Raw genomic sequence first — 24,478 nt, 5'->3', positions numbered from 1 at the left:
ATCTAAATTCATACTCCGATGTATTTCACCTAAATACTTTTATCAGTTTACAAAAATTTTACTTGTTGGTTCGATCTTATCATGTTATTATAGGGAAGCTGACAAAAAATGGGAAATATAAAAACTAAATAAGGAGTATACAATGAAGAGAAAATTTTTGGCGGGTGTGATGGCATTTTTACTTATTTTTAGCACTCTTAGTCAGGATTTAATCGCCTTTGCTGATACTAATTCAAATTTAAGTGATTTAGTAACGGTAACTGTTACTAATGCTCAAACAGATGAGGCTTTAGCTGATGGAATTATTTCTAAGTCAACTCAGTTTAAAGCTAGTTATAAATTTAAGGATGTGGCAATTAATACCACAGATGATGGAGCAATACAGCAGGGGGAAACTTTGGAACTTCCAAGTATAACTGGAATTTCACAGTTTAATTTATCCGCACAAACTATAAAGGTATATGATACTACTAATACTGTTGAATTTGGTGAAGTAGTTATTACACCTGATACAGAAAATGATTTAGCTACTGTAAAGTTTACTTTAACCACAGACATGGCGGGAACTCTAAGTAATGCCTATTTCGACATTATTTTAGCCCTAAATGAGACATTAACAACAGAGACAAGAGAGATAACATTTCCAGATGGAAGCGTTTACACTTTTAAAATTAAAGAATATGTAACAACACCTCCTAGTTTATCTATCGAGGCTACAAAAAAAGATGACACAACGGTTTCTTGGGAAGTAGATATTACTAATGCCGAGACACCTACTGAATATAAAGAAGGATATACATTATCAATAGAACTTTCAGACGATGAATCTTACGTTTCAGACAGTTTTAAAATAAATCAAGAGAGTCAAACAGCAACATATGACGAGTCTAATAAAACATTAACATTCTCAATTGATAGCCCCAATACAGATTCAAATACAAAGACAGTTATTACTTATGATACAACTAGTCCATTTTCTTTGAAAGAATCGGACATAAAAAATAATGTGACAAAAATGGAAGTAACTTTAACAGATAAAGCTAACTTAATTGATAACAGTGACAATTCTACAATTTATAGCGAGCCAGTTTCTGACACAGAGACACTTACAAAGTCCGTTAAACAGTGGCTTAATAAGGAAGTTACAGGAAGTGTAACTACAGATGGAATTATTAACTGGAAGATTACTGTTAACAACAATGGTTATTCGTTACAAAATGTAACATTATATGATTTATTTGCAGGTGATGGGGCAAATATGACACTAGTAGACGGAGTTGTAAATGTTAATACTAGCAATAACACAACAGGTGAACCAACAACTTCAAGTCTTAGTGCTACTCTAAATGAGAACAGTTCAAGTGACTATACATGGTCTGCCCTACTTGGGGATATGACAGGAGATATTACTATTGTAATAACTTATTCAACACAGATTACTAATTATGCAGATTACCTAAAACAGAATCATAGCTCTAATCCTAAAAATGATGCATGGATAACATATGAGTATGATTCTGATGGTAATGGTAATGGAACATCAGAATTTAAGGGACCAAGTGTTACAAAGGAAGCTTCTGTTAACTTAAGTTCAGGTATTGAGATTAGAGGCGTAAGCTACGATCCATCAACACATGAACTTACATGGAAGGTATTAGTAAATCAGGGTTATCAGCCAGTTACAGAGGTTGAGATTACTGATTTAATCCCAAGCGAACAGACATATGTGGATTCTTCTATAAGTGAGGTAAGTTTAATAAATAGTAGTGGAGAGACGGTATCTTCATTATCAGTAACTCCAATAGAGGATTCAAGCGATAATAATAACATTTTAATAGACCTTGGCAGCTTAGTAGATTCAGAGGATAGCAGTAAGGGCTATGAAGCAGTTTTTACACTTAAAACAGTATTAACTGATGCTGCTGCCAGCACATGGACAAACAACAAGAGCACTACATTTTCAAATACAGTATCCCTTGATATTGCTGAAAATGCATCAGCTCAGTCAAGTACTGCAAAGATTAGCTATACAAGTAATGTCTTAAAGACAAGCATAGATAATTACAGCTACAATGACCATACAGTAGACGTCACAGTAACTGTGGACACTAACAAGATGAATATGGAAAATGCAGTAGTTGTAGATAGTTTAAACTACAACGACTACAAGTTTGAAATCGTAGATGACACAGTTTATGTAAATGGCGTAAAAACAGAGCATAGCCTTAATGATGAGGGAAATCTAGTAGTTTCTCTTGGAGATATCTCAAAGGATGAGGGAGATTCAAGCATTAAGACTATTAGCTTTAAGGCGAAGGTAAATAGTGATAATTACGAGACTATTAATAACGGAACTTTTAGCATTTACAATAATGCTAAGCTTACAACAGAAGACATAACAAATCTTACTAGTTTAGAAGCGGTTGAGGTTAGTTCAGGAAAAATTACAATAACCAACTCTATTATTAAGAAGGAAGGCCAGGCGGATAGAAGTACGGGTCAGGCTGATTACACAGTTTACATTAATAGAGCAAGACTTGATTTAACTAACAATTTCACAGTAAGAGATACACTTGGTAGTTCTATGGAGTTAGATCAGCTATCAATTGCCCTTTATCAGTGTGAAATTGATGATGCAGGAAATATTATTTCTGAGACTTTATTAGCTCCTTCAGACTACACGTTTTCTATTGAAATTAATAGTGAGAACAAGACAGTAATGGATGTTACATTACCAGAAACAAACTATGTTTATAAACTTACTTATAGCGCACAGTTAGTAGATGTAACCCTTAAAGATTGTTCTAATAATATAAGCATTGTCTATAAGGATTCTACAACATTTGCAAGTTCAAGCCAAAATTTAAAGACATCCTTTAAGGCTGGTGCTGAATTTACAAGTGCTGCTTACCTCTACATTAAAGCCTTAGATTCTAAGGAAAATGGTATTTCTGGCGTTAGCTATGCTGTAATTGACCCTGATACTAACGAGGAAGTTTTAATACTTACAACTAAGACAGATGGTGTGGCAACAGCGATTTCTACAAAACTTACTGAAGGCAAGACATATATTGTAGAAGAACTTGAAACGCCTGATACATATAAGGAAGTTGAAAGTCAGGAAACACAAGCAATTGGTCTTGGAAAGGCTAATTCACAGACATTAACATTTACACATGAGAAACTTTCAACAACAATTAAAATCTATAATAGAGCAAATGCTGAAAATGGCGACTTGCTTAAAAATACAAGTTTAGTTTTAACAGAAGACGGATTAGAAATTGCTAATTGGAACTCTTCAGATGCTAATGAAAATGAAGTCGAGATTTTCTTAGATAGCGATTATAGTTTAACAGCTACAGCTCCATCAGATTATACATCTGGAGAGGCTATTAGCTTTAAGCTTGTTCAGGATGCTACAACAGGCGAACTTAAACTTACACAGCTCGTGGATGGTGTTTATGTAAATGTAGACGCCATTAATATGGTAAATATTGGTAAAGATAGACTAGCTCTTAGCATTAGCAAATTATCAGATAGTCAGGGAACTGAAATTGAGGGCGCTAAGCTTGCGATTTCAACTAGCAAAGAATTAACAGAGGATAGCTTAGTAGAAAGATGGACAACTAATGGCGCAGCTCATAAGACTTCTTTTGCTGAGGGTGAGTACTACTTAATTGAAGAGAGTGCACCAGTAGGTTTTGAACTAGCTACAACAATTAAGTTTAAAATCGATGAAGATTTAAAGCTTTATATAGCCGATGAAAATGGTGAATATACAATTGTGGAAACAACTGCATCGACTGGTTCAGACTCTGCAGATTCAGACGAAACTTCAAGCGCAAGTCTTACAATCTCTATGATTGATAAGCACAGCACTAGCAAAACAGCAAGCTTTACACTAAGCCCAAGTACACTAGGGTTATCTGATGATACATTTTCAGCCCTAAACTTTGTAGTAAAGACATATACAGATGGTGATTTAGATAGTCAAACATCAGAGTTAATAACAGTTGAGCCTGTGGCAGCAGATGAAGATAAGCCTGAATATACCTACGAACTAAATTATCAGGATGAGTACATTTTATTGGCACAAAACACAATTGATGGCTACGAAGCAATTCCTGCAATTAGCTTTAAAATTGTGGGAAATCTAGATGAAAATGGAAAACCTGTGGATACATTACTTTTATATTCTTCCACAACAAATTCTTTTGTGACTGCTACTATAGATAATCTAGAAAGTCTTGTTACTCTTACAAAGATAGAAGTGGCAGGAGATATTGATAATAATAAAATTGATGAGACACACAGCTATCACTTTGATATAATGAATTTAGAAGTTGCTAAGTCTGAAGATAAATATTATGGGGATTTTCGTGCAGATGAGACAGACGCTAACAAAACAGATTTAAATTCAGATAGACTTAGACAAACAGGTGGATTTATTGGAACAGTTTGGTCTTATCTTACTTCTTTAGGACTAGTTTTAATTGGATTTGTGATGATTTTTAAGAAAAAGGAAAAGACTAAGCAGGATTAATAGAGCTAGTGATAATAATAGGTTGATTATATGACTAAGAAAACTCTTGTTATAAAAATACTTGCTTTAATATTTATTATTGTAGGATTGGGGCTTTTTATAGCCTCTGTCCTGTTAAATCTTAGGCAGTATATACAGGCTAATAAAACGTTAGTGGAATTTGAAGATAGCAAAGAGGCTATTGAAAATGACAGCAGTTTGCAAAAAGCCTATGAAGAGAAGGAAGAAAATCAGGATTATGAAGAGGGCGAATTACTCTACGTTTTAAAAATCCCTTCAATTGATTCGGAAAATCCAGTAAGAGAAGGGGTTGAAGCTGACGTTTTATCTGACTCCTTAGGACATGATTCTTCAACGGCTTATGCAGGAAATCAAGGTAATTGCGTAATTGCAGGTCATAGAAATTATAGCTTTGGAAAATATTTTAACAGACTTAATGAGGTCCAGGTTGGCGATGAAATTTATCTAGAAAGTATGACGGATGAATATCGCTATGAAGTTACTGAAATTAAGGTAGTTGAGCCAACGGATACATATATTCTAGATAATATCGGAGATAAGGAAACATTAACGCTTTATACTTGTACACCAATTTATATCGCAACTCATAGATTAGTTATTATTGCAACTAGGGTTAATAATTAAACATAGAAATAATACAAAAAGTCTCAAATCTTATAAAAAGATTTGAGGCTTTTTTATTATATTTATGATAAACTACAGTTGTATTGTATGTAAGAAAATAGAAACAGAAATATAAATTTGGTGGGAGGAAATATGTCAGTATTAGATTTTGGAAATGATCATGAAGAAAAAATTGAAAAAAAGGGACTTGCTTGTAAGCCACTATCAGGCTTTAATCATATAGCGGTATTTTATAGATGGCTTTATGAAAAGGGACAAATTAAGGAAGAGTTATTAGATAAAGAACCTGATTTTAAAGCTGCATTTTCAGGAAAGAAAGATTTAAGAGCTGTAATCAGAAACAGTAAGCTTGTAAGAGCTGGTTTAGAGACAGATTTTATAAAGGATGAAGGAAGACGATTTGCAAATGAATACTACAGGTTTAATAAAAATGGATTTCCCAATGATGTAGATGTATATGCATTATCAGTTTTCGGTGAGGAAAAATATAATTGTGATGAATTTAAGAATGAAGCATATTTATTTCTTGAATTTAATGAAGAGTATTATAAAGGTTTATCTTCTTATATAGAAGAAAGATGGCAGGAACGTACACCTAAGATTAAGGGTGAGACAATTGGTAAGGATAAATTAGATTTTATTCTTGAGAGTATAAAAAAAGAGACAGAAACAGATGTTATAAGTATTCGCCTTGGAATTGATACACCAGGACTTTGTGATAGCAAAGTTGCAGGTTATCCATATTGGCCAAAGGATAAAGAATATCCTTTAGATAATGAAGGCAATAAAATGCTTTTGCTTGCTCAGATAAATTTGGCAGATTTTAAACATGAAAAATTTCCGGATCATGGGCTTTTACAGTTCTTTGTTGCTAATGATGACATGATTGGACTAGATGAAGAAAATGGACATAAAGTTGTTTATCATGAATTTATTGATGAGACAATTAGTTTGGATGATGTTAAAAATATGGGGATTATCTCAAATGAAGATATAGAAGACGAATTTTTTATGTTTCCAACCCAAAAGTCATATCCTATGATGTTTGAAGTTAAAAGGGAATCTATTAATTCTTATCAGGGTGATTTTAGAGAAAGGGTCGCAGATATATTAAAGGAAAATTTTCAAATAGATTGTAAAGATAAATTTTATTGGAATTATCTAAGTGAAGATGATGTAAATTATATAGAGCAAGGACAGGATGGAGCTAATCATAAGTTGTTGGGATATCCTATTTTTTGTCAGGAAGATCCAAGAGAATATTTAAAAGATGCTTATGAAAAATATGATACATTACTATTTCAGTTAGATAGTGAATATGATAGGGCATTTGATTTGATGTTTGGTGATAGTGGTGTTAGCAACTTTTTTATAAATAGTGAGAAGTTAGCAAAGCTAGATTTTAGTGATGTACTTTATAATTGGGATTGCTGTTAACTATATAAGTTGGGGTAAATTTATTAGATTTTGGGAGGAGAGGCATTATGGATAATGACAAACAGTATCTTAAAATACTTTCAAAACAGTTTACTAATGTTGCAATGACTGCAACAGAAATTATTAATTTACAATCAATTCTTAGTTTACCTAAAGGAACAGAGCATTTTCTTTCTGATATTCATGGAGAACATGAGCAATTTGCCCATGTATTAAAAAATGGATCAGGTGCTGTGAAACGAAAGATAGACGATGAATTTGGAAACATTTTATCAGAAAAAGAGAAGAGAGATTTAGCCACTTTGATTTACTATCCGGAGGAGAGGATTAGTTTGATTCAAAGAAAAAAGATGGTTAACTCTATGGATGACTGGTATCTTGTAATGATTAATAGACTTATTAGAGTTTGCAAGTCCTCAGCAAGTAAGTATACTCGTTCTAAAGTTAGAAAGGCCCTTCCAAAGGACTTTGCTTATGTAATAGAAGAACTTATTACTGGAAGAAGGGATTTAGGAGATCAGGAAGCTTATTTTAATGAGATTATTAAGACAGTAATTCGTCTTGGAAAAGCACCAGATTTAATAATTGCGTTATCTAAGGCCATCAGCCGTTTTGTAATTGATCATCTTCATATTGTAGGAGATATTTATGACAGAGGGCCGGGGTCACACATTTGCATGGATACACTTATGCACTATCATAGTGTGGATATCCAGTGGGGTAATCATGATATAGTGTGGATGGGTGCAGCTACAGGTCAACTTGCCTGTATAGCAACAGTACTGCGTTTCTCTGCAAGATATGGTAATCTAGATATTTTAGAAGACGGTTATGGAATTAATCTCTTACCTTTATTTAAGTTTGCTATTGATACTTATAAGGATGATCCTTGTGAATGTTTTAGACTTCATTATCGCGAAGGAGAATATGACTTAGCAAACGCACAAATGGATAGAAAGATGCATAAAGCTATTGCTATTATCCAGTTTAAGCTTGAAGGTCAGATGATTAAGAAACATCCAGAATTTAGAATGGAAGATAGACTTTTACTTGATAAGATTAATATTGAAAAGGGCACTGTTACTATAGATGGAAAGGAATATCAATTAAAGGATAGTAATTTCCCTACTCTTGATCCTGATGATCCATATAAGTTATCAGTTAGAGAAGAAGAGGTTATGGAAAAGTTAAAAGCTGCCTTTATTAATTGTGATAAGCTTCAGGAACATGTTCGCTTCCTATATAGAAAAGGCAGTCTTTATAAGGTTTATAATAATAATTTACTTTATCATGGTTGTGTTCCGCTAAATGATAAGGGAAAGTTCTTAGAGGTTGAACTTTGTGGACATAAATATAAGGGTAAAGCTCTTTATGACGAACTTGAAAAATGGTTAAGAAAGGGTTACTATGCCATAGATCCTGAGGAAAAGCAGATTGGTATGGATATGCTTTGGTATACTTGGTGTCACAAGAATTCTCCTGTATTTGGCAAGGATAAAATGGCCACTTTTGAGAGATATTTTATAGAGGATAAGGAGACTCATCTTGAATTAAAGAATCCATATTATACATGGTATGATAAAGATGAGACAGTTACTATGATTCTTAATGAATTTGGCTTAAATTCTTCAGAGAGTCGTATTATTAACGGTCATGTACCAGTAGAAACTAAGAAGGGAGAACTACCTATTAAATGTGGCGGTAGACTTCTTGTAATAGATGGTGGCTTTTCTAAAGCTTATCAACCTAAAACTGGAATTGCAGGTTATACTTTAACTTATAATTCTTATGGTTTCTTGCTTGCAGCTCACGAACCTTTTGAATCCGTAGAAAAGGCTGTAGAAACTGGTAGTGATATTCATTCAGAAACAGTACTTGTACAGCATGTAGAACGTAGAAAAACAGTGGCAGATACAGATACAGGTAAAGAAATTAAGGAAACAATTGAAGAATTAGAGGAACTACTAAGAGCCTATAGAAAAGGCGAGTTAGTAGAAAAAGAGTAGGAAAGAACCGCAGGCCAGAGGCCTGTGGTTCTTTTTTGTAGCTGTCTGGGAATTTATAATAGTAATAAAATTAGAACTTTACAAATAAGCGAGTTTAATGTATAGTTTGTACTGTTTGTAACACTATAATGATAAAAAAATTGTGGGGCAAGTCCTGAAATAAGAATAAGGAACGCGAAATCTCTGAAAAATCGACTAAATAGTGGGATATTCAGAGAAATTTAGAATCACGAAAGAATAAGGAATGCGAAATCTCTGAAAAATCGACTAAATAGTGGGATGTTCAGAGAAATCAAAGTCAAGTCCATATTTGTGTGTAAATTCATCTTTCAGCTAAAATAGTTTTCCTTAGGCCACTCTTCTTTTTAAGAGCTTCTTTTGTATTTTATTGAGGTTATCGTAATACTCTTGCATGTCAAAGAGTCTCTGTGCTACACTCCAATCATTGTGATCATCATAGAGAATTGCACCAATGAGTCTGATGATTGATTCCGTATTAGGAAAAATTTGTATTACTCTTTCGCGTCGCCTTATTTCTCTATTTTCACGCTCTATGATGTTACTAGTTCTTAAAGCAATGCGATATTTAGAAGGTAAGGCCATGATTGTTATACTGTCTTCAAATCCTTCATCTAAAATAGACATAGCTTCTGAGGCAACATCTTGATATTCATCGTAAATGCTTGATTTTAAGCGTCTAGCTTCTTCAACTGTTGATGAATTAAACATGTCTCTTAATTCAGCAGCTAAGCCAGTGCTATATTTCTTAGGGCATTTATCAATGATGTTTCTTGTAAAATGAGCTTGGCAGCGTTGCCATGATGATCCTGTAAAACATTCTTTTATTGCTTCTACAAGTCCAGCGTGTGCATCTGAGATAACGATATCAACGCCTCTTAATCCACGGCTTTTAAGGCCTTCAAAAAAGTCTCTCCAAGTGTTTGTTTTCTCTGAGTCATAGACTTCAAAACCAAGGACTTCTTTATGGCCTGTATTATTGATTCCTATAGCAATAAATAATGCTTTAGACTTAATCCTATGCTCTTCACGAGCTTTAAGATAAATAGCATCAACTATAATAAATGGATAGTGTTCAGGTAAAAGTCGCTCTTTGAAATGCTTGATTGGAACATCTAGTTCCTTGCAAATCTCAGAGACAGTAGATTTTGAGAAAGACTCCCCGCATAATTCCTCGGTTACTTTCTTAACATTTCTAGTTGAAACACCTTGAATAACCATTTCCATCATAGTAGAAATCAAAGCTTGTTCATTGCGCTGATAGTTCTCAAATAAAGCTGTTTTAAAAGGCACATTTCTATGTCTTGGAACCTGTAATTCTATTTTTCCAATCCTTGTAGTCAAACTCCTAGTTCGAGTTCCATTACGATAATCAGAACGATTGGAAGAACGTTCATAATTTTCCGCACCTAATTGTTCGGAAGATTCTGCTAAGAGTACCTGATTCAGTAAAGCTTCCATCAGCTTTCCAAAGGCTTCATCTTTAGTTTCTGAGAAAAGTCCTACAAAAAAATCGTAATCCAATGTAAAATGTAATTGAGCCATAGTGTTCATCCTTTCAATTATGTTTTGTGTGGTAACTTAATTTTAACTGAAAGATGAGCTCTTGGCTCTTTTTATTTTTTGAATTTACACCATTATATGGGCTTTATCTCCTTATAGAAAAATTCGCCGGAAATCAGTAGAAATTAGTTTGTTGTAGCCTCTCGGACCGCTAAAACTACCGGGAAATTCAGCACCTTACGGAGGTTCCCCCTGCCGGACCGCTAAAACCACCGGGAAATTCAGCACCTTACGGAGGTTCCCCCCCTCCCGGACCACTACCACCACAAAAGAAAGGAGCCACATGGCAAAGAAACGTAAAGTTAACAAAGACCTAGACCACATCTATAATTACAAGAATGAATTAACTGAGCAACTTAGTGATATTACTAGATTGTTGAAGGAATCCAATAAAAATATTGCTAGATATAAAGATAAAGATGATAAGAATCTATGTGTATATAGCTCTACAATAAAAGGAAAAGAGAATTATTACATATATGATAAGAGAACAAAAAAGAAAAGCTACGTAAAAAGAGAAGATGAGAAGAATCTTAAGAAGTATATTCAAAGAGATTATGATTTAGCTGTTAATGATAAGCTAAAAAAGATACAGAATAGCTTATTAAGATTACTAAAGATCTATGATATTGAAGAAATCTATAATACATATGAAGGCTTAAAGAAAAGTAAAAAGGAAATGGTTGTACCTATAATAAAGTCAAAAGAAGAATATATAGAGGAATGGTACAAATTACATCCAGCCATGCAAAATACATATCCACAAGATGGACAGTATAAGACAAATAATAATGAGTACGTAAGATCAAAGTCAGAGAAGATAATAGCTGATTTACTTTTTAAATATAATATTCCATATGCATACGAACCTCGTCTAGAACTATCTAATTTTTCAACAGTTTATCCCGATTTTGCGGTATTAAATCTAAGAACAGGCCATACTTATTACTGGGAGCATTTAGGTCTTATTTCAGAATATGATTATGCCACTAAGAATTTTTCCAAGATACAAGACTATATAGGAAACGGCTTATTTCCAGGTAAGGATTTAATTCTTAGTATGGAATCAGAAGGTGTAAATCTTGACGTTAAGACAGTTGAGAGAATGATAGAAAGCTATTTATTATAAAACTAAACAAATCTAAGATGCTCAAGACTTGTAATGATAAGTTAATTTCAAGCAGGAGGAATTATGAGATCATTATCAAATTCGCAAAAAAGAATTAGTTATCTATTAAAGATAATTGTTTTTGTATCAGCAGTAGATTTCTTTGTTGTAAGTCATGTTGGAAGTTTGAAGAAAAAAGACGTGATTTATGTTATTATTCCACCAATTCTCTATGCAATTTATGCAGGCATTGGATATGTTAAGGGTTGGCAGTTTGCTGAAGGAATTAAATATCCTTATTTCTTCTTAAATTGGGGAAGTAAGGCAGGAGCATTTGGATTTACTAATGAGTTACCATTTATGGGTAGTGCTTGGTGGATATTAGTATTATTGGTATTCTTGATTTTAGTAGCATTATGTTATTTAGCAATAACTAATTTAATAAGAAGAAAGCTTGATCGTAGAGCAACTAATACTAAGTTTTAACAATATAAACAATTACATTTGCTTTTTACCTTAACTTTACGTTTTAAAGATTGAAATACAAATGTGTTCCTAGTAAAGAAAAATTTAGCTTGTTTTTTTATACGTGTATATAAAGTATTACTTTACTTTATATACTTAAAGTCTTACAATAAAGTTAGATAGAAGTATTGTTAAGTAATAAACAATGTCGGGGCGTGAGATAATATTTTTTAATGGGGCTGTAGTATGAAAAAAGAGAGGAAAGAAAGAATTAAAAGAATACTTCATAGTAAAGCATTTATTTTATGTTTCACATTTCTTTTTTTAATTCTAGGTGTAATGAGTATAGCTTGGTATTATGGAAAATATAAACCATTTCATAAGTATTATGTTAAGACAGAAAATAGTGTATATTGTACAGACAAAAAAGGTGAAGCAGATATAAAGAATATTGCTGTTTGGGATAATGATAAATTTACTTTAAGTGTAAGTATGCCAGCATTATGGTTGTGGGATGATGGAAACTTGGCGATTACATCACCAATGGAATTAGTTGGACCAGATCCAGAAAATCCTGGGAAGATGATGTATGTTATGGGAGATTATAGTTTAATAATTTGGCTAGAAGATTTCACAGGAAATATAAAAGAACTTGGGGTAATACTAGATGGCAGACAAATATATCTAGAGGATAGTAGAACAGCAAGATATGAAGAATATCAACCTTATGTAGATGAAAATACAGACAAAATAGATATATTATTTAGAAAGGCGGAAGACTTATGGGGATTAGAGATGCCTTGGAAAGAATAGTAAATATTATTTTGATTTTTATGATAGTTTGTTTGGGATTTGTTATGAGATGTGAATTGTTTCATATAACAATTTATGATTCTATATATAGCAAATTTGGAAGAATGAAAATTGACTATAACGAAGATCAATTAAGCGAACTAAAGCAAGATTTGATTAGTCTATCAAATGAGGGAAATTGGATTTGTTATCCCGTCTTTGAAAAAGAAAGCGAATTGGAGACCAAGCTTTTAATCTATGTTAATTCAGATGAAGCAAAAAATTATTTTATAAAGAAAACCGCCTTAAAAGAAAGAAAATATAAGTCATTGTTAAATGGAAATTTGTCTATTATTTACAAAAATATAGATGAGCTATCTATAGACGAAATTAGTTCAAACAATAGTTTCCTTATCTTAAATAACAGCAAAGAAACGAAAAAAATTTTATCAGAAAAATATGAAACAATAAGCCAAGTAAAAAGTCTAATTAATGAAAATGATATGATAATAATTGTTTGGACTTTAATTGGTATTATGATTTTAATAATAAGTTTAATTACAGTTTTTAGAAGAAAGAAAAGCATTATTTTACGTGCAGTTTATGGTGAAAATTTAAAGGAAATAGTTATTAAGTCTTTTTTGTTGGATTTAATAATATATGAATTGATTTACATTGTAGCAAAATTATTTGTGTTTAATTTTATATCAGGTGATTACAGGGCAATATTAGCTTTTTGTATATATCAAATATGTGTTATATTAGCTGCTTTATGCAATTTCCTTTTGTTAAAAATGAATATTAAGGCGGTGTTTTCTAATGTAAATGACAATAAAAATGCACTTTGGTTTTTATATTTCATAAAACTGTTAGCTTTTTCGTTAGTAGTTTTTAGCCTTGCAACAAACATTTCATCTATTGGTAAAAATACATTTAAAACTGCACAAAAGAAGCAGATAGAAACTATAAAAGATGATGTTTTTATTACAGATACATCACTTGATTTTATTGATTATGCTGTATGGGATGTGTTAAATGAGTCTGATTTAAACATAAAATTATGTATGAAAATAAATGATGGGAAATACCCATATATTATTGTAAATGAATCTGCAATAGATTTGTTGCCAGATAGTATAAAGCAACTAATAAGTGAAAATCAAAATGAGGAATCGGATTGTTTGGTTATTCATAGTAAAAAAAAGACAATTTTCATGCCTGAAGTTGAAGGGATTATGTCCATGAACGAACTGGATGACTTAAGTTTAGAGGAGCTAGAATATAGCAAAAAAATATCTATGCTTTGTATTGGCAACGGCCAATATAATCGTTTTGAAAATGTGTCTAATCCTACAATTATATATTTAAAGGGAAGTGTTGGTATTCCTAAGCAAATGTACGCTGCTAATAGGACTGTAATTTATGGACATTCTAAAGAAGAGATAGAAAATCTTTTAGGGGATAGCCAGTATAAAGACAGCTTAATTATATCTAAAGTAGGGGATATTTACGATTATCAGATGAGCTTTATAAAGCGATTGGTTTCATTTTTAGCATCACTATGTGTGCTTGTAATCATTTTGGAAATGGTAATGATTATTCAAATGCTAGGCCTTGAATTTAGAGAATACGCAATGGAGCATGCAGTAAAAGAAATGCTTGGTTTAAGTTTCTTTGAAAGAAATAAATATCTGTTTTTAAAGATGAATATTGGAAATGCTTTGGCAATATTGGTGGCTATAGGAATAGGAGTTGCTACAGGAATTTTTAGTATAATTACGACAATTATTTTAGGATTTATATTAGATATTATTGAGAATGTAATCATTGCTTTATTTATTATAAGGCAGGAGAAAATATCTATGGTAAAGACTTTGAAAGGGGGATGCTTGTGATTAAAATAGAAAACTTATCTAAGTCTTTTGGAGAAAAAAAGCTTTTTGAAGGTTTAAATGAGACAATAGATGATGGAAGTTTTATAGTGGTTTCAGGTAAAAGTGGTTGTGGCAAGTCTACATTTTTAAATATCCTTGGAAATCTTGAAAAATATGATACCGGACGAATACTAATAGATAATGTAGAAATTGAAAAAATTGGACATGCCCAATATTTAAGAGACTACGTAAGCTTCCTTTTTCAAAACTTTGCTTTAATAGAAAATAAGACCGTTAAGCAAAATCTTAGCATTATAAAAAAGAAAAATAGGTCTGGTATAAGTATTAAAGAAGCACTAGAAAGAGTAGGTATGCTAGATAAGTTAAATACTAAAGTTTATAAGCTTTCAGGTGGTGAGCAGCAAAGAGTAGCTCTTGCTAGGGTCTTATTAAAGAAAAGTAAAGTAGTTCTTGCAGATGAACCAACCGGTTCTCTTGATGAGGAAAATGCAAGAATAGTAATAGATATTTTGAAAAAATTGTCGGAGGAAGGGAAAACTGTGATTATGGTAAGTCATAATAAGGACTATTTAAAAGAAGCTAGTAAGGTGATTTATCTATAAAGGTGATTAATCTAATGAAAGCCTGGTGGGAGTAAATAAATATATAAGATAATTGCTTACCCTCTTTATAAATGATAATATTAAAGAAGATTTAACATTTATAGAGAGGGTAATTTTATGCCAAAAATACTTATAGTTGAGGATGATATTAGCATAATTGAGTCTCTTAGCCAATACCTTGAAAGTGAAGGCTTTAGCCTTAGAAGTGTAAGTGGCCAAAGAGATGCATTAGATATTATAGATAAAGAAGCCTTTGATTTGATTTTACTTGACCTTTCCCTAGCGGATGGCAACGGCTATGGGGTTTGTTTAGAGATTAAGAAAATGCTAGACATACCGGTAATTTTCTTAACGGCCTCAGGGGATGAAACAAGTGTAGTTGCTGGCTTTGAAATGGGGGCTGATGATTATATTCCTAAGCCTTTCCGCCCAAGAGAACTAGTTTCTAGAATTAAAAATGTACTTAGACGTTACGATAAGAAGAGTAATGTAACTCTTATTGAGGGTTTGAAGGTGGATTTAGATAAGGGCCAGGTATCTAGAGAAGGAGAAGAAATATATCTTTCTGCGCTGGAGTATCGATTGTTGGTCATTTTTATTCAAAACAGAGGAATACTTCTTTCAAGAAATAAGCTACTTGATGATATCTGGGATATTGCAGGGGATTATGTTAATGATAATACCCTAACGGTCTATATAAAGAGACTTCGAGAAAAAATTGAGAAGGATCCGGCAAATCCTACAATTATAAAGACCGTGCGCGGTAGAGGTTATAGAATGGATTAGATTATAGGATGGGTTAGCTTATGATAAGAAATAAAGAATTTAGAATATTGTTATTGTGTAATAGTTTGGCATTTGTGTTAATAACTATGTTACTTTTGGCATTTGAGGTGAATAAAAAAGCTTTAGCTTTGATTTTAGGAATTTTGCTTATTCTTGATATAGTGACATATTTTTATGAAAAAAGAAGATATAGAGAAATTGCTAAACTATCGGAGATGATAGGTAAAGTGCTTAATGGTGATGATGGCATCGACTTTACAAGCTGTAATGAAGGGGAACTTGCTATTCTTTCAAGCGAGATTTCTAAGATGACTTCTAATTTAAGAGATAAGTCCAATAAGTTACTTGAGGATAAGGTGGAGCTAGCTAACAGCATTTACGACATTTCTCATCAGCTTAGAACTCCTCTTACTTCTATGAATATAGTGACAGATATGTTGTCATCGGATGATTTAATTGAAGAAAAACGACATGAGCATGTAAGAGAGTTAAAGTCATCTCTTAAAAGAATAGATTGGCTCATTGAGTCACTCCTTAAGATTTCAAAAATCGATGCCAAGACTGCTAAGTTTGAAATTAAGGAAATTAAGATGTCTGATTTAATCAAAAAATCTTTAGAGGATTTTAGAATTGTTATGGAGTTAAAGGACATTTCTTTAGATTTAAAAGGAGAAGATTTTAATTTGGAGTTGGATATGGAATGGAGCGTTGAGGCCATTGCTAATTTAATTAAGAACTGCCTTGAGCATACTAAGCCTGGTGGTAGCTTAAGCATTGAGACTAGCGATAATGCAATTTATAGCCAGATCCTAGTAAAGGACTCCGGAGAAGGATTTGTAAAAAAGGACATTCCATATCTTTTTGATAGATTTTATAAAGGTGAAAATGCATCAAAAAACAGCATAGGTATAGGACTTGCCTTGGCACGTTCTGTAATTGTGGCTCAAAATGGCACAATTCAGGCTAGTAACATTTATAATCACGAAACAGGGGAAGTGCTTGGAGCCTGCTTTGATGTGAGATTTTATAAAAGCGTTGTGTAATAAAATGACACTTAAGTGACAGAATTAATTTTTAATTGTCATTTAGGTGTCATTTTAGTTTGTTATTCTGTTTTTGGATGGATGAGAGAGCAAAGAAATGAACCTGCTAAGGGTATGATATATTTGCTTAAAGTCCTTTACATCCTGTTATGAAAGACTTAAGTTTTCTAAATTAATCAATAAGGAGAAAAAAATGGAAATTCTAAAGATTGAAAATCTCACCAAGATTTATGGTAAGGGTGAGAATGAAGTTAGGGCACTTGATAACGTATCATTTTCAATAGAAAAAGGTGAATTTGTGGCAATTATTGGACCATCGGGTTCTGGTAAGTCTACGCTGTTACACATTTTAGGCGGAGTTGATAGACCAACTAGTGGTAAAGTCTACATGGATGGCCAGGATGTTTATGAACAAAACGAGGAGCAGCTTGCGATTTTCCGTAGAAGATATGTGGGCTTAATTTATCAGTTCTACAATCTTATTCCGGTTTTAAATGTTGTGGAAAATATGACATTGCCAGTGCTTATGGATGGTAGAAAGGTAGATAATGCAAGACTTAGCGAGCTAATTAATATATTGGGCCTTGATAAGCGATTAAAAAATCTTCCAAATCAGCTATCAGGTGGACAGCAGCAGCGCGTTTCGATTGGTAGAGCACTAATGAATACACCTGCAGTGGTTCTTGCAGATGAGCCAACAGGTAATCTAGATTCAAAAAATAGTCAGGAAATCATACAGCTTTTAAAGGAGTCCAATAAGAAATTCAATCAGACTTTAATTGTAATTACTCATGATGAAAATGTAGCATTACAGGCAGATCGAGTAATTTCCGTAGAAGATGGCAAAATCGTTAGAGATGAAAGAATTAGGAGGGCATAGTCGTGAGTATTTTTCGTAAATATACCAGGGAAAGCCTTAAAAAGAATAGAACAAGAACCCTTGTAACTATTATTGGCATTATCCTTTCTATGACACTTTTTACAGCAGTTATAGAAGGTGCTAATTCAGGAATCGTTTATTTTAGAAATATGGTAATAGAAACAGAGGGCAGTTATCATGGCTTTGTTTCTGAAGTTAATAATGAACAATTAGATAAATTAAAGAATAATAGTGACATAGATAAGATTGCTTATTTAGAAGATTTAGGGGTGGCTAAATTTGATTCAGAAAACACATATAAGCCATATATTAGAATTGCTGGTATGTCAGAGAATTTAGAGAAACTTGCTAGTGTTAAATTAAAGCAGGGTCGCATGCCAGAAAATGAAAATGAAATTATAATTCCGGATAACATTTTAACTAACGGCGGCATGTCATTTTCAGAAGGGGAAGAAATTGAGCTCGCTCTTGGCACTCGAGAAGTCGATGGTGAGATTATAAATCCAGACATGGCTATAAGAGAGAATGTGGAAGAGACATTAGTTAACACAGTGTCTAAAAAATACAAAATTGTAGGCGTTTATAATCGCCTTAGCTATGAACTTGATAGCAGAGAATCGGCCTCTTACCTAGCTCTTACAGTGGATAATAAGACTAATATTTATGAAAATGTAAATGCGTTATTTACTGTAAAAAAATTATCTGATTATGACAAAGTTGCCTCTAAGCTAAAAACAGATCTTGGAGTTGATGCGGTTTATTCACATAGAGATTTACTTGGTTTATATGGAGTTTTAGGCGGAAGTGCTATAGCAGATACAATTAAGCTATTTGCAGGATTTTTAATTGCTTTAATTGTAGTTGGTTCTGTGTCTTTAATTTACAATTCTTTTGCCATTTCTGTTAGCGAAAGAACTAAGCAAATCGGCATTTTAAAGTCAGTTGGAGCTACAAAAAAGCAGATTAGAGCCTGCATTAGATATGAGGCGACTGTTCTTAGTTTAATTGCTATTCCAATAGGAATTATTATAGGTTGTCTTGGTATGGGAATTACCCTTTATTTTTTAAGAGATAACTTTAGCGCGACTAGTTATGGATATGCTAAAACACAGATTAAGTTAGTGATTAGTCCATTAGGCTTGTTGCTTGCAGCAATTATTTGTTACATCACAACTTTAATTGCAGCTTGGATACCAGCAAGAAGAGCAATAAAAATCACACCTCTTGACGCTATTCGTCAAACAACAGATATAAGGGTAAGTCCAAAGCAGCTTAAAACCTCAAAATTAACTTTAAAGCTTTTTGGTTTTGAAGCTATGATGGCTAAGAAAAATTTTAAACGTAATAAAAAGAAATACAATTTTACAATAATATCAATTGCAGCAAGTATTATCCTATTTATTACAACTTCATCATTTTGTGCATATGCTGATAGAGCTATATTTTCACAATTTAAAACTCTACATAATGATATCTACTATCATATCTGGCAGGATTGGGATGTTAAAGCATTAGCTAATGACCTTTCAAAGCTTGATAAGGTAGATGAAATAGGCTTTTTATATGACACAGAGTCCTTACTTTTTGATATTAATGATGACTATTTAGCTAAGGATTGTAAGAAATATAGTCAGGATTTAAACAACTATGCTAATAAGCAATATGTAGTCTGTAAGTTTATGGATGATGAAGAATTTAATGAGCTTTGTGATAAATATAATCTTGATTCAAGTGAATATTATGATAGTAACAACATTAAGGCTCTTTTAAAGAATAATTTATCAGAAATCCATAATGGAAAGAATTATCGCTACAATGTTATAGATAAGAATTTGAAAAATTTCGACATAAATATTGCAGCTGATAAATTAATTGCTTCTGATGAAAAGGAAGAAATGGCCGTTAATCAAATTAAGAAGGATACGGCTTTTAAGGTTGGTGCTTGCATTGAATTAGATGATTACATTTTATATAACAATATGGCTTTAGTTTATCCTCATAGCATGATGAATGAAGTATTAGAGCAGAAGTTTTATGGTCTATATAATACGGAGCTTATGAGTAAGGAAATTTTTGTAAAAGCAAAGGATCATAAAAAGGCTTATAGTAATATTGAGCAATATTTGATTGCAAAAGGTTATACAAGCTCTGGACTTGAAGATGCAAGGGAAACGCTAGAAGCTGAAATGATGTTAATTGAAATTGTCGACGTGTTTAGTTATGGCTTTATTATCCTTATGTCACTAATTACAGTAGCTAACATATTTAACACAATTTCAACAAGTATCATGCTTCGTAAAAAAGAAATTGCAATGCTTAAATCCGTTGGTATGTCGGAGTCAGGAGTAAGAAAGATGCTTAATTACGAGTGCATCAACTACGGCTTTAAGAGTTTAATACTTGGCTTACCAATTTCAGTAGCATTTTCCTACGTGCTTTATAAGATTTCTTCACTGAATAATGTATTTAATTATGTGCTACCATATAGAAGCATCCTAATAGCAGCTATTAGTGTATTCATCGTAGTCTTTGTAAGTATGCTTTACTCAAACTCAAAGATAAAGAAAGAAAATACAATTGATGCATTAAAGAATGAGAATGCTTAATGTTGAAATTGTGTATTGGTTGACATAATGATGGCGTAGGTTATATATTAAGATAGTTGTTTTCCAAGGGAAAACAACTATCTTTTTCTTTGTTCGCGTGGCGGGAGCCATCACGGGGCGTGGTTTTACGTGGCGCACGGGGCGTGGCTTGCGGACTGGTGCAGTGTGCGGTCTAACGTGGTGTGCGGGACTATTCTTCCCAGAATCCGGGAAATTTCACAGGTAAATTACAAAAAAACTTGCTTTGATGGTATTTGAGTCTTTTGATTTGCTACCTATACGTGCAAATGATGAAAAAAGGAAATCTAACTGTATCGGGCTAGTTAAATGTTTCTAAGTGTATACAGGTAAAATATGTAAAAAAGAAATTTAGCTGCATGCCCTTTTATATAATACAAAAATCAATACAGTTAATTCATGAAAAAGATAGATTTGTTGGTATCAACCGAAAAACATAAACTGAAATTAATTGATATCATGCCGGTAAATCGTAAGAAATTTCTCATTGACTGCAATAGTTAAAAACTCACAACAAATCTTCATACAGGTAAATTGCAAATTTATAAGATGTGAATGTATCATTAAGTAAAAAAGTAGTTTTTCCAAAATTTCCCATACAGGTAATAAAAGAAAAAGATAAAATTGACTGTAGACATGTTTAAAAACTAACAGGCAAATAAAAAGAATTATAAAGAAATTAAAAGGTGAATAAGATACTTCATCTTTAAAACAAAAGAAAGAAGGTAATAATGGAGAATTATTTATCACAATTAGAAAAACAGTTAGATGAAATTAAACAACTTTTAAGACAATCAGAAAGAAATCTTAAGAAACTTAAGGGTACACCCAAAGAGCATATTAATGTATCTACAAGAAAGGGATATACTCAGTATTATCTTAATAAAGGTAAAAAAGGTGGTAAGAAGTATATTTCAGTTGCTGATAGCAAGATAGCAACTAAAATAATCCAAAGAGAATATGAGTTATCAGTTAATAAAAAGCTAATTGAAATGGAGAAACGATTAGAGAAGTTTATAAAAAATTATGATGTAGATGACATAACAAACTTGTATTTAAAGTTACCGGAGGGTAGGAAAAGGTGTGTTGTCCCTATCGTAATGACAGAAGAAGATTTTATAGCAGAGTGGAGAGAGAAGCATCCAGGAAATAAAAATGAATATCCGGAAGAGGGTCAGTTTTCTACAAACAGAGGTGAAAAGGTAAGATCTAAATCTGAAAAAATCATAGCTGATACTTTAGATAAGTATGGCGTCCCCTACGAATATGAACCTTTATTCGTATCTAATAAATATCAATCATATTATCCAGATTTTGTAGCATTAAATGTAAGAACTAAGAAGACCTATTACTGGGAACATCTTGGGCTAGTATCAGATGATGATTATGCAACAAAGAACTTTGAAAAGATTCTTATGTATGAAAAGAATGGTTATATTCCAGGAGACAACTTGATATTAAGTCTAGAATCTAGTGAATATAAATTTGACGTAAAGTCTATTGAAGATAAGATTAAGAAGTTCTTGTTGTAGAATAGGAAAGAAATAGTAAGACAGAGGTCATATGGTCTGAAATAAAAGATGCATTAAGGTTTCTTTTAAGGATAGCTACAGGTAAAAGTAGGTTTTTAAGTAATTACCCGCAGAGGCGAAATTAAATAAATTGTATATCATACGTGCATAATAAAGAAAAATAAGAATTGATGGTAAATTAAAATTGTTTTTTATTTATACATACAGGTAAGAGGAAGAATTCTTATGTTCTGCCTGTATGTTATCAACTTTTACTTAATATTACATTTGGGTGAGATACAGTCAAACACAAGAAATTTATAATCTGAATGTAGCGACCACTAAAAAGTGATTTTTTACATTACCGGCAAAAACAGAGAAATTAATAAATGACTGTATAAGATGAAAAACAAAATTTTTTTGATACAGTCAAATAAGAGAAAAGTAAGTGATTACCCGTAGGACTCAAAATTAGCCTACGGGTAAATTTATAAAAAGGAAAGATTGACTGTAAAATCACAAACTATGACGACATATGGAACGGAGGAGAAAGCGTAGGATAAGCGAGAATAGAAACAATAACGATAGTTACTCCCACAACCCCTCTTACCTATGTTACAATAAGATATAAATATATAGTGTTAAGGAGGCTTTATGGAGTTTTTAGAATTAGCAAAGAAGCGTTTCTCAGTTAGAGATTATGAGGATAAGCAGATAGAAAAGGAAGTTCTTGATAAGATTATTGAGGCTGGTTACATTGCGCCAACAGCCAAGAATAACCAGTGTGCAAGAGTTTATGTAATTCAAAGTGAAGAGGGCCTTGCTAAGATTAGAAGTCTTAGTAGATGTGCTTATAATGCACCAACTGTCTTACTTATTGCTTATGAAGAGTCTGAGCAGTATTTTAATTCTAAGGAAGAAGGAGTTTCTTCAGGTCAGCAGGATGCAAGTATTGTAGCTTGTCATATGATGCTAGAGGCAGCAGACTTAGGAGTAGGCTCAGTTTGGGTAGATGTATTCCCTAATACTTTAACAGCTAGGGAATTTAACTTACCAGAATCTGTTAAGCCAGTGTGCTTAATGCCTATGGGTTATGCTAAGGAAGGCGTTGTGCCATCTACAATGCATACAGATTTAAGACCACTTAATGAGATGGTAAAGTATTTATAAAAAAAGCCTACTAAGTTAGTAATAAAGCTAACTTAGTAGGCTTTGCTTGCTTTATGGTAGCCGGCGCCCGGCACGCACGCAAAAGAAATGGAGTTTTTATGCAGAAAAAAATAGTATTAATTGATGTAGATGGAACACTTGTTGATTATGAAGGTAAGCTTCCAAAGTCGGCAACTAAGGCTATTAGAGAAGCTAGAGCCAATGGACACAAGGTTTATATTTGTACTGGAAGATCAGAAGCAGAGGTTTACGATTACATCTGGGATATAGGACTTGATGGAATGATAGGTGGGAACGGAGCCTATGTAAAGGATGGTGATAAAGTAATTCTGCACAAAAAGATAAGCAAGGAAGAAACTAAGCATATTGTGGATTGGCTTCATGAAAGAGGATTAGAGTTTTACTTAGAGTGTAATAGTGGTCTTTATGCTTCAGAAAATTTTGAAGAAAAAGGACAAACTGCAATAAGAGAATACGCAAGTCGTAAGGGAAAAGACTCAAGTAATATGACAGTTAGAGATGCTTTTCCAGATATGATTTTTGGAGCGGATCTTTATAGAGATGATGTAAATAAAGTTTCCTTTATCCTTTCTAGTTATCAAGATCACCTAGATTCAATTAAGGAATTTCCTGAGCTTAAGGCCTTAACCTGGGGCGGTGCAGGAGAGATTGCACTCTTTGGGGATTTGGGAGTTAAGAACATTGATAAAGGCAAGGCTATTGATGTCTTACTTGAGCATCTAGGGGAATCTATAGAGAATACCATCGCTATTGGGGATGCCAAGGTGGATATTCCTATGCTTGAAAAATGTAATATCGGTATAGCAGTAGCATCTGGCGGGGAAGAAATTAAGGCAATGGCAGATTATATAACAGAGGGTGTAAATGAAGATGGAATTTACAAGGCCTTTAAGCACTTTAATCTGATTTAGTTAATTCCATTAGGCAGTTAACTAGTGTCAGAAGGGGTTAAAGCTCCTTCTGACAGATAGCACAAAGTGCCACTGCGTTCATGAGGAACTAGCAAAGCAAATTCCGAATGTCCGCTTTACACTCCCCATATAGTTCGTTATAATTGTAACAGATGCAAGGACTAGTAATAGTCTACGGTATATGTACCTAGAAAGGAGTTGATGACAGTTAAATAAAACTTATAAAAGTCTATAAAATACGGTTGAGTTTTATAAGTTATTAACAAGGCAAAAGAGCTAATAAAGCTAAGAAACTTGTCCAAGAATTGATTCAAGGAGAGGAGAATAATGATAAAGGCAATAAAAGTAATGCTGATACCTAATAACGTGCAACAAACGAAAATGTTTCAGTACGCAGGTGCAGCAAGATTTGCTTTTAATTGGGCTTTAGCTAAGGAAAAAGAAAACTACGAAAAAGG

At 32.8% G+C, this 24,478-nt stretch carries 18 protein-coding genes and 1 pseudogene; 18 read left to right on the top strand and 1 reads right to left on the bottom strand.

Annotation, left to right across the window (positions count from 1 at the left end; translation table 11 throughout):
• Positions 1–142 precede the first annotated feature (142 nt).
• The 4 genes from G600_RS0111580 (at position 143) to G600_RS0111565 (ending at position 8,631) form a co-directional block, all read left to right on the top strand.
• Positions 143–4,543, top strand: coding sequence for a prealbumin-like fold domain-containing protein (locus G600_RS0111580; RefSeq protein ID WP_027432059.1), 4,401 nt, complete (start codon positions 143–145; stop codon positions 4,541–4,543).
• 30 nt (positions 4,544–4,573) lie between these two features.
• Positions 4,574–5,188 carry a class D sortase gene (locus tag G600_RS14530; protein WP_051195497.1) on the top strand — a complete coding sequence of 205 codons (615 nt, stop codon included), beginning with the start codon at positions 4,574–4,576 and terminating at the stop codon, positions 5,186–5,188.
• 132 nt (positions 5,189–5,320) lie between these two features.
• A complete protein-coding gene (locus G600_RS0111570; RefSeq protein WP_027432058.1) occupies positions 5,321–6,625 on the top strand; it encodes a YwqG family protein in 1,305 nt (434 codons plus the stop codon).
• Positions 6,626–6,669: 44 nt separating this feature from the next.
• Positions 6,670–8,631: a fructose-1,6-bisphosphatase gene (locus tag G600_RS0111565; RefSeq protein WP_027432057.1), complete on the top strand. Its 1,962-nt coding sequence runs from the start codon at positions 6,670–6,672 to the stop codon at positions 8,629–8,631.
• A 348-nt stretch (positions 8,632–8,979) separates the two neighbouring features.
• Here G600_RS0111565 and G600_RS0111560 read toward each other — a convergent pair whose 3' ends face one another.
• Complete coding sequence (locus tag G600_RS0111560; protein ID WP_027432056.1) at positions 8,980–10,194, bottom strand: IS256 family transposase; 1,215 nt, start codon at positions 10,192–10,194, stop codon at positions 8,980–8,982.
• 301 nt (positions 10,195–10,495) lie between these two features.
• On the opposite strand from G600_RS0111560, the gene G600_RS0111555 reads away from it, so the two are divergent.
• From G600_RS0111555 to G600_RS16175, 14 genes and pseudogenes are all read left to right on the top strand, one after another.
• A complete protein-coding gene (locus G600_RS0111555; protein WP_027432055.1) occupies positions 10,496–11,341 on the top strand; it encodes a hypothetical protein in 846 nt (281 codons plus the stop codon).
• 63 nt (positions 11,342–11,404) lie between these two features.
• Positions 11,405–11,806 (top strand): hypothetical protein, encoded by a 402-nt coding sequence (locus tag G600_RS0111550; RefSeq protein WP_027432054.1) that lies wholly within the window; start codon positions 11,405–11,407, stop codon positions 11,804–11,806.
• Positions 11,807–12,031: 225 nt separating this feature from the next.
• Positions 12,032–12,598, top strand: a complete 567-nt coding sequence (locus G600_RS0111545; protein ID WP_027432053.1) for a hypothetical protein — start codon at positions 12,032–12,034, stop codon at positions 12,596–12,598.
• Complete coding sequence (locus G600_RS0111540; RefSeq protein ID WP_027432052.1) at positions 12,568–14,472, top strand: hypothetical protein; 1,905 nt, start codon at positions 12,568–12,570, stop codon at positions 14,470–14,472. The genes G600_RS0111545 and G600_RS0111540 overlap by 31 nt, the downstream gene beginning before the upstream one ends.
• Positions 14,469–15,074 (top strand): ATP-binding cassette domain-containing protein, encoded by a 606-nt coding sequence (locus G600_RS0111535; RefSeq protein WP_027432051.1) that lies wholly within the window; start codon positions 14,469–14,471, stop codon positions 15,072–15,074. Before G600_RS0111540 ends, G600_RS0111535 begins: the two co-directional genes overlap by 4 nt.
• 117 nt (positions 15,075–15,191) lie before the next feature.
• Entirely contained in the window at positions 15,192–15,860 is a 669-nt protein-coding gene (locus G600_RS0111530) for a response regulator transcription factor (protein ID WP_027432050.1), read from the top strand.
• A 20-nt stretch (positions 15,861–15,880) separates the two neighbouring features.
• Positions 15,881–16,903 carry a sensor histidine kinase gene (locus G600_RS0111525; protein WP_027432049.1) on the top strand — a complete coding sequence of 341 codons (1,023 nt, stop codon included), beginning with the start codon at positions 15,881–15,883 and terminating at the stop codon, positions 16,901–16,903.
• 193 nt (positions 16,904–17,096) lie between these two features.
• Entirely contained in the window at positions 17,097–17,783 is a 687-nt protein-coding gene (locus G600_RS0111520; RefSeq protein WP_027432048.1) for an ABC transporter ATP-binding protein, read from the top strand.
• 2 nt (positions 17,784–17,785) lie between these two features.
• Complete coding sequence (locus G600_RS0111515; protein ID WP_027432047.1) at positions 17,786–20,389, top strand: ABC transporter permease; 2,604 nt, start codon at positions 17,786–17,788, stop codon at positions 20,387–20,389.
• A 749-nt stretch (positions 20,390–21,138) separates the two neighbouring features.
• The gene (locus G600_RS15245) at positions 21,139–21,939 is read left to right on the top strand and encodes a PDDEXK family nuclease (RefSeq protein WP_051195496.1); all 801 of its coding nucleotides are present in this window, start codon (positions 21,139–21,141) and stop codon (positions 21,937–21,939) included.
• 633 nt (positions 21,940–22,572) lie between these two features.
• Entirely contained in the window at positions 22,573–23,088 is a 516-nt protein-coding gene (locus G600_RS0111505) for a nitroreductase family protein (RefSeq protein ID WP_027432046.1), read from the top strand.
• A gap of 98 nt (positions 23,089–23,186) precedes the next feature.
• Positions 23,187–24,020: a Cof-type HAD-IIB family hydrolase gene (locus G600_RS0111500; protein WP_027432045.1), complete on the top strand. Its 834-nt coding sequence runs from the start codon at positions 23,187–23,189 to the stop codon at positions 24,018–24,020.
• Between the two features lie 263 nt (positions 24,021–24,283).
• Positions 24,284–24,382 (top strand): annotated as a pseudogene (locus tag G600_RS16300) (IS607 family transposase); the annotation flags it as partial.
• Positions 24,348–24,478, top strand: a 131-nt coding sequence (locus G600_RS16175; protein ID WP_155885977.1) for a helix-turn-helix domain-containing protein, incomplete at its 3' end; no start/stop codon positions are given. The pseudogene G600_RS16300 and the gene G600_RS16175, both read left to right, overlap by 35 nt.

Source organism: Lachnospira multipara ATCC 19207, from assembly GCF_000424105.1.
Taxonomy (GTDB): domain Bacteria; phylum Bacillota; class Clostridia; order Lachnospirales; family Lachnospiraceae; genus Lachnospira; species Lachnospira multipara.
Note: the sequence above shows the minus strand (reverse complement) of the source record. Positions and strands in the feature narration are given on the sequence as shown.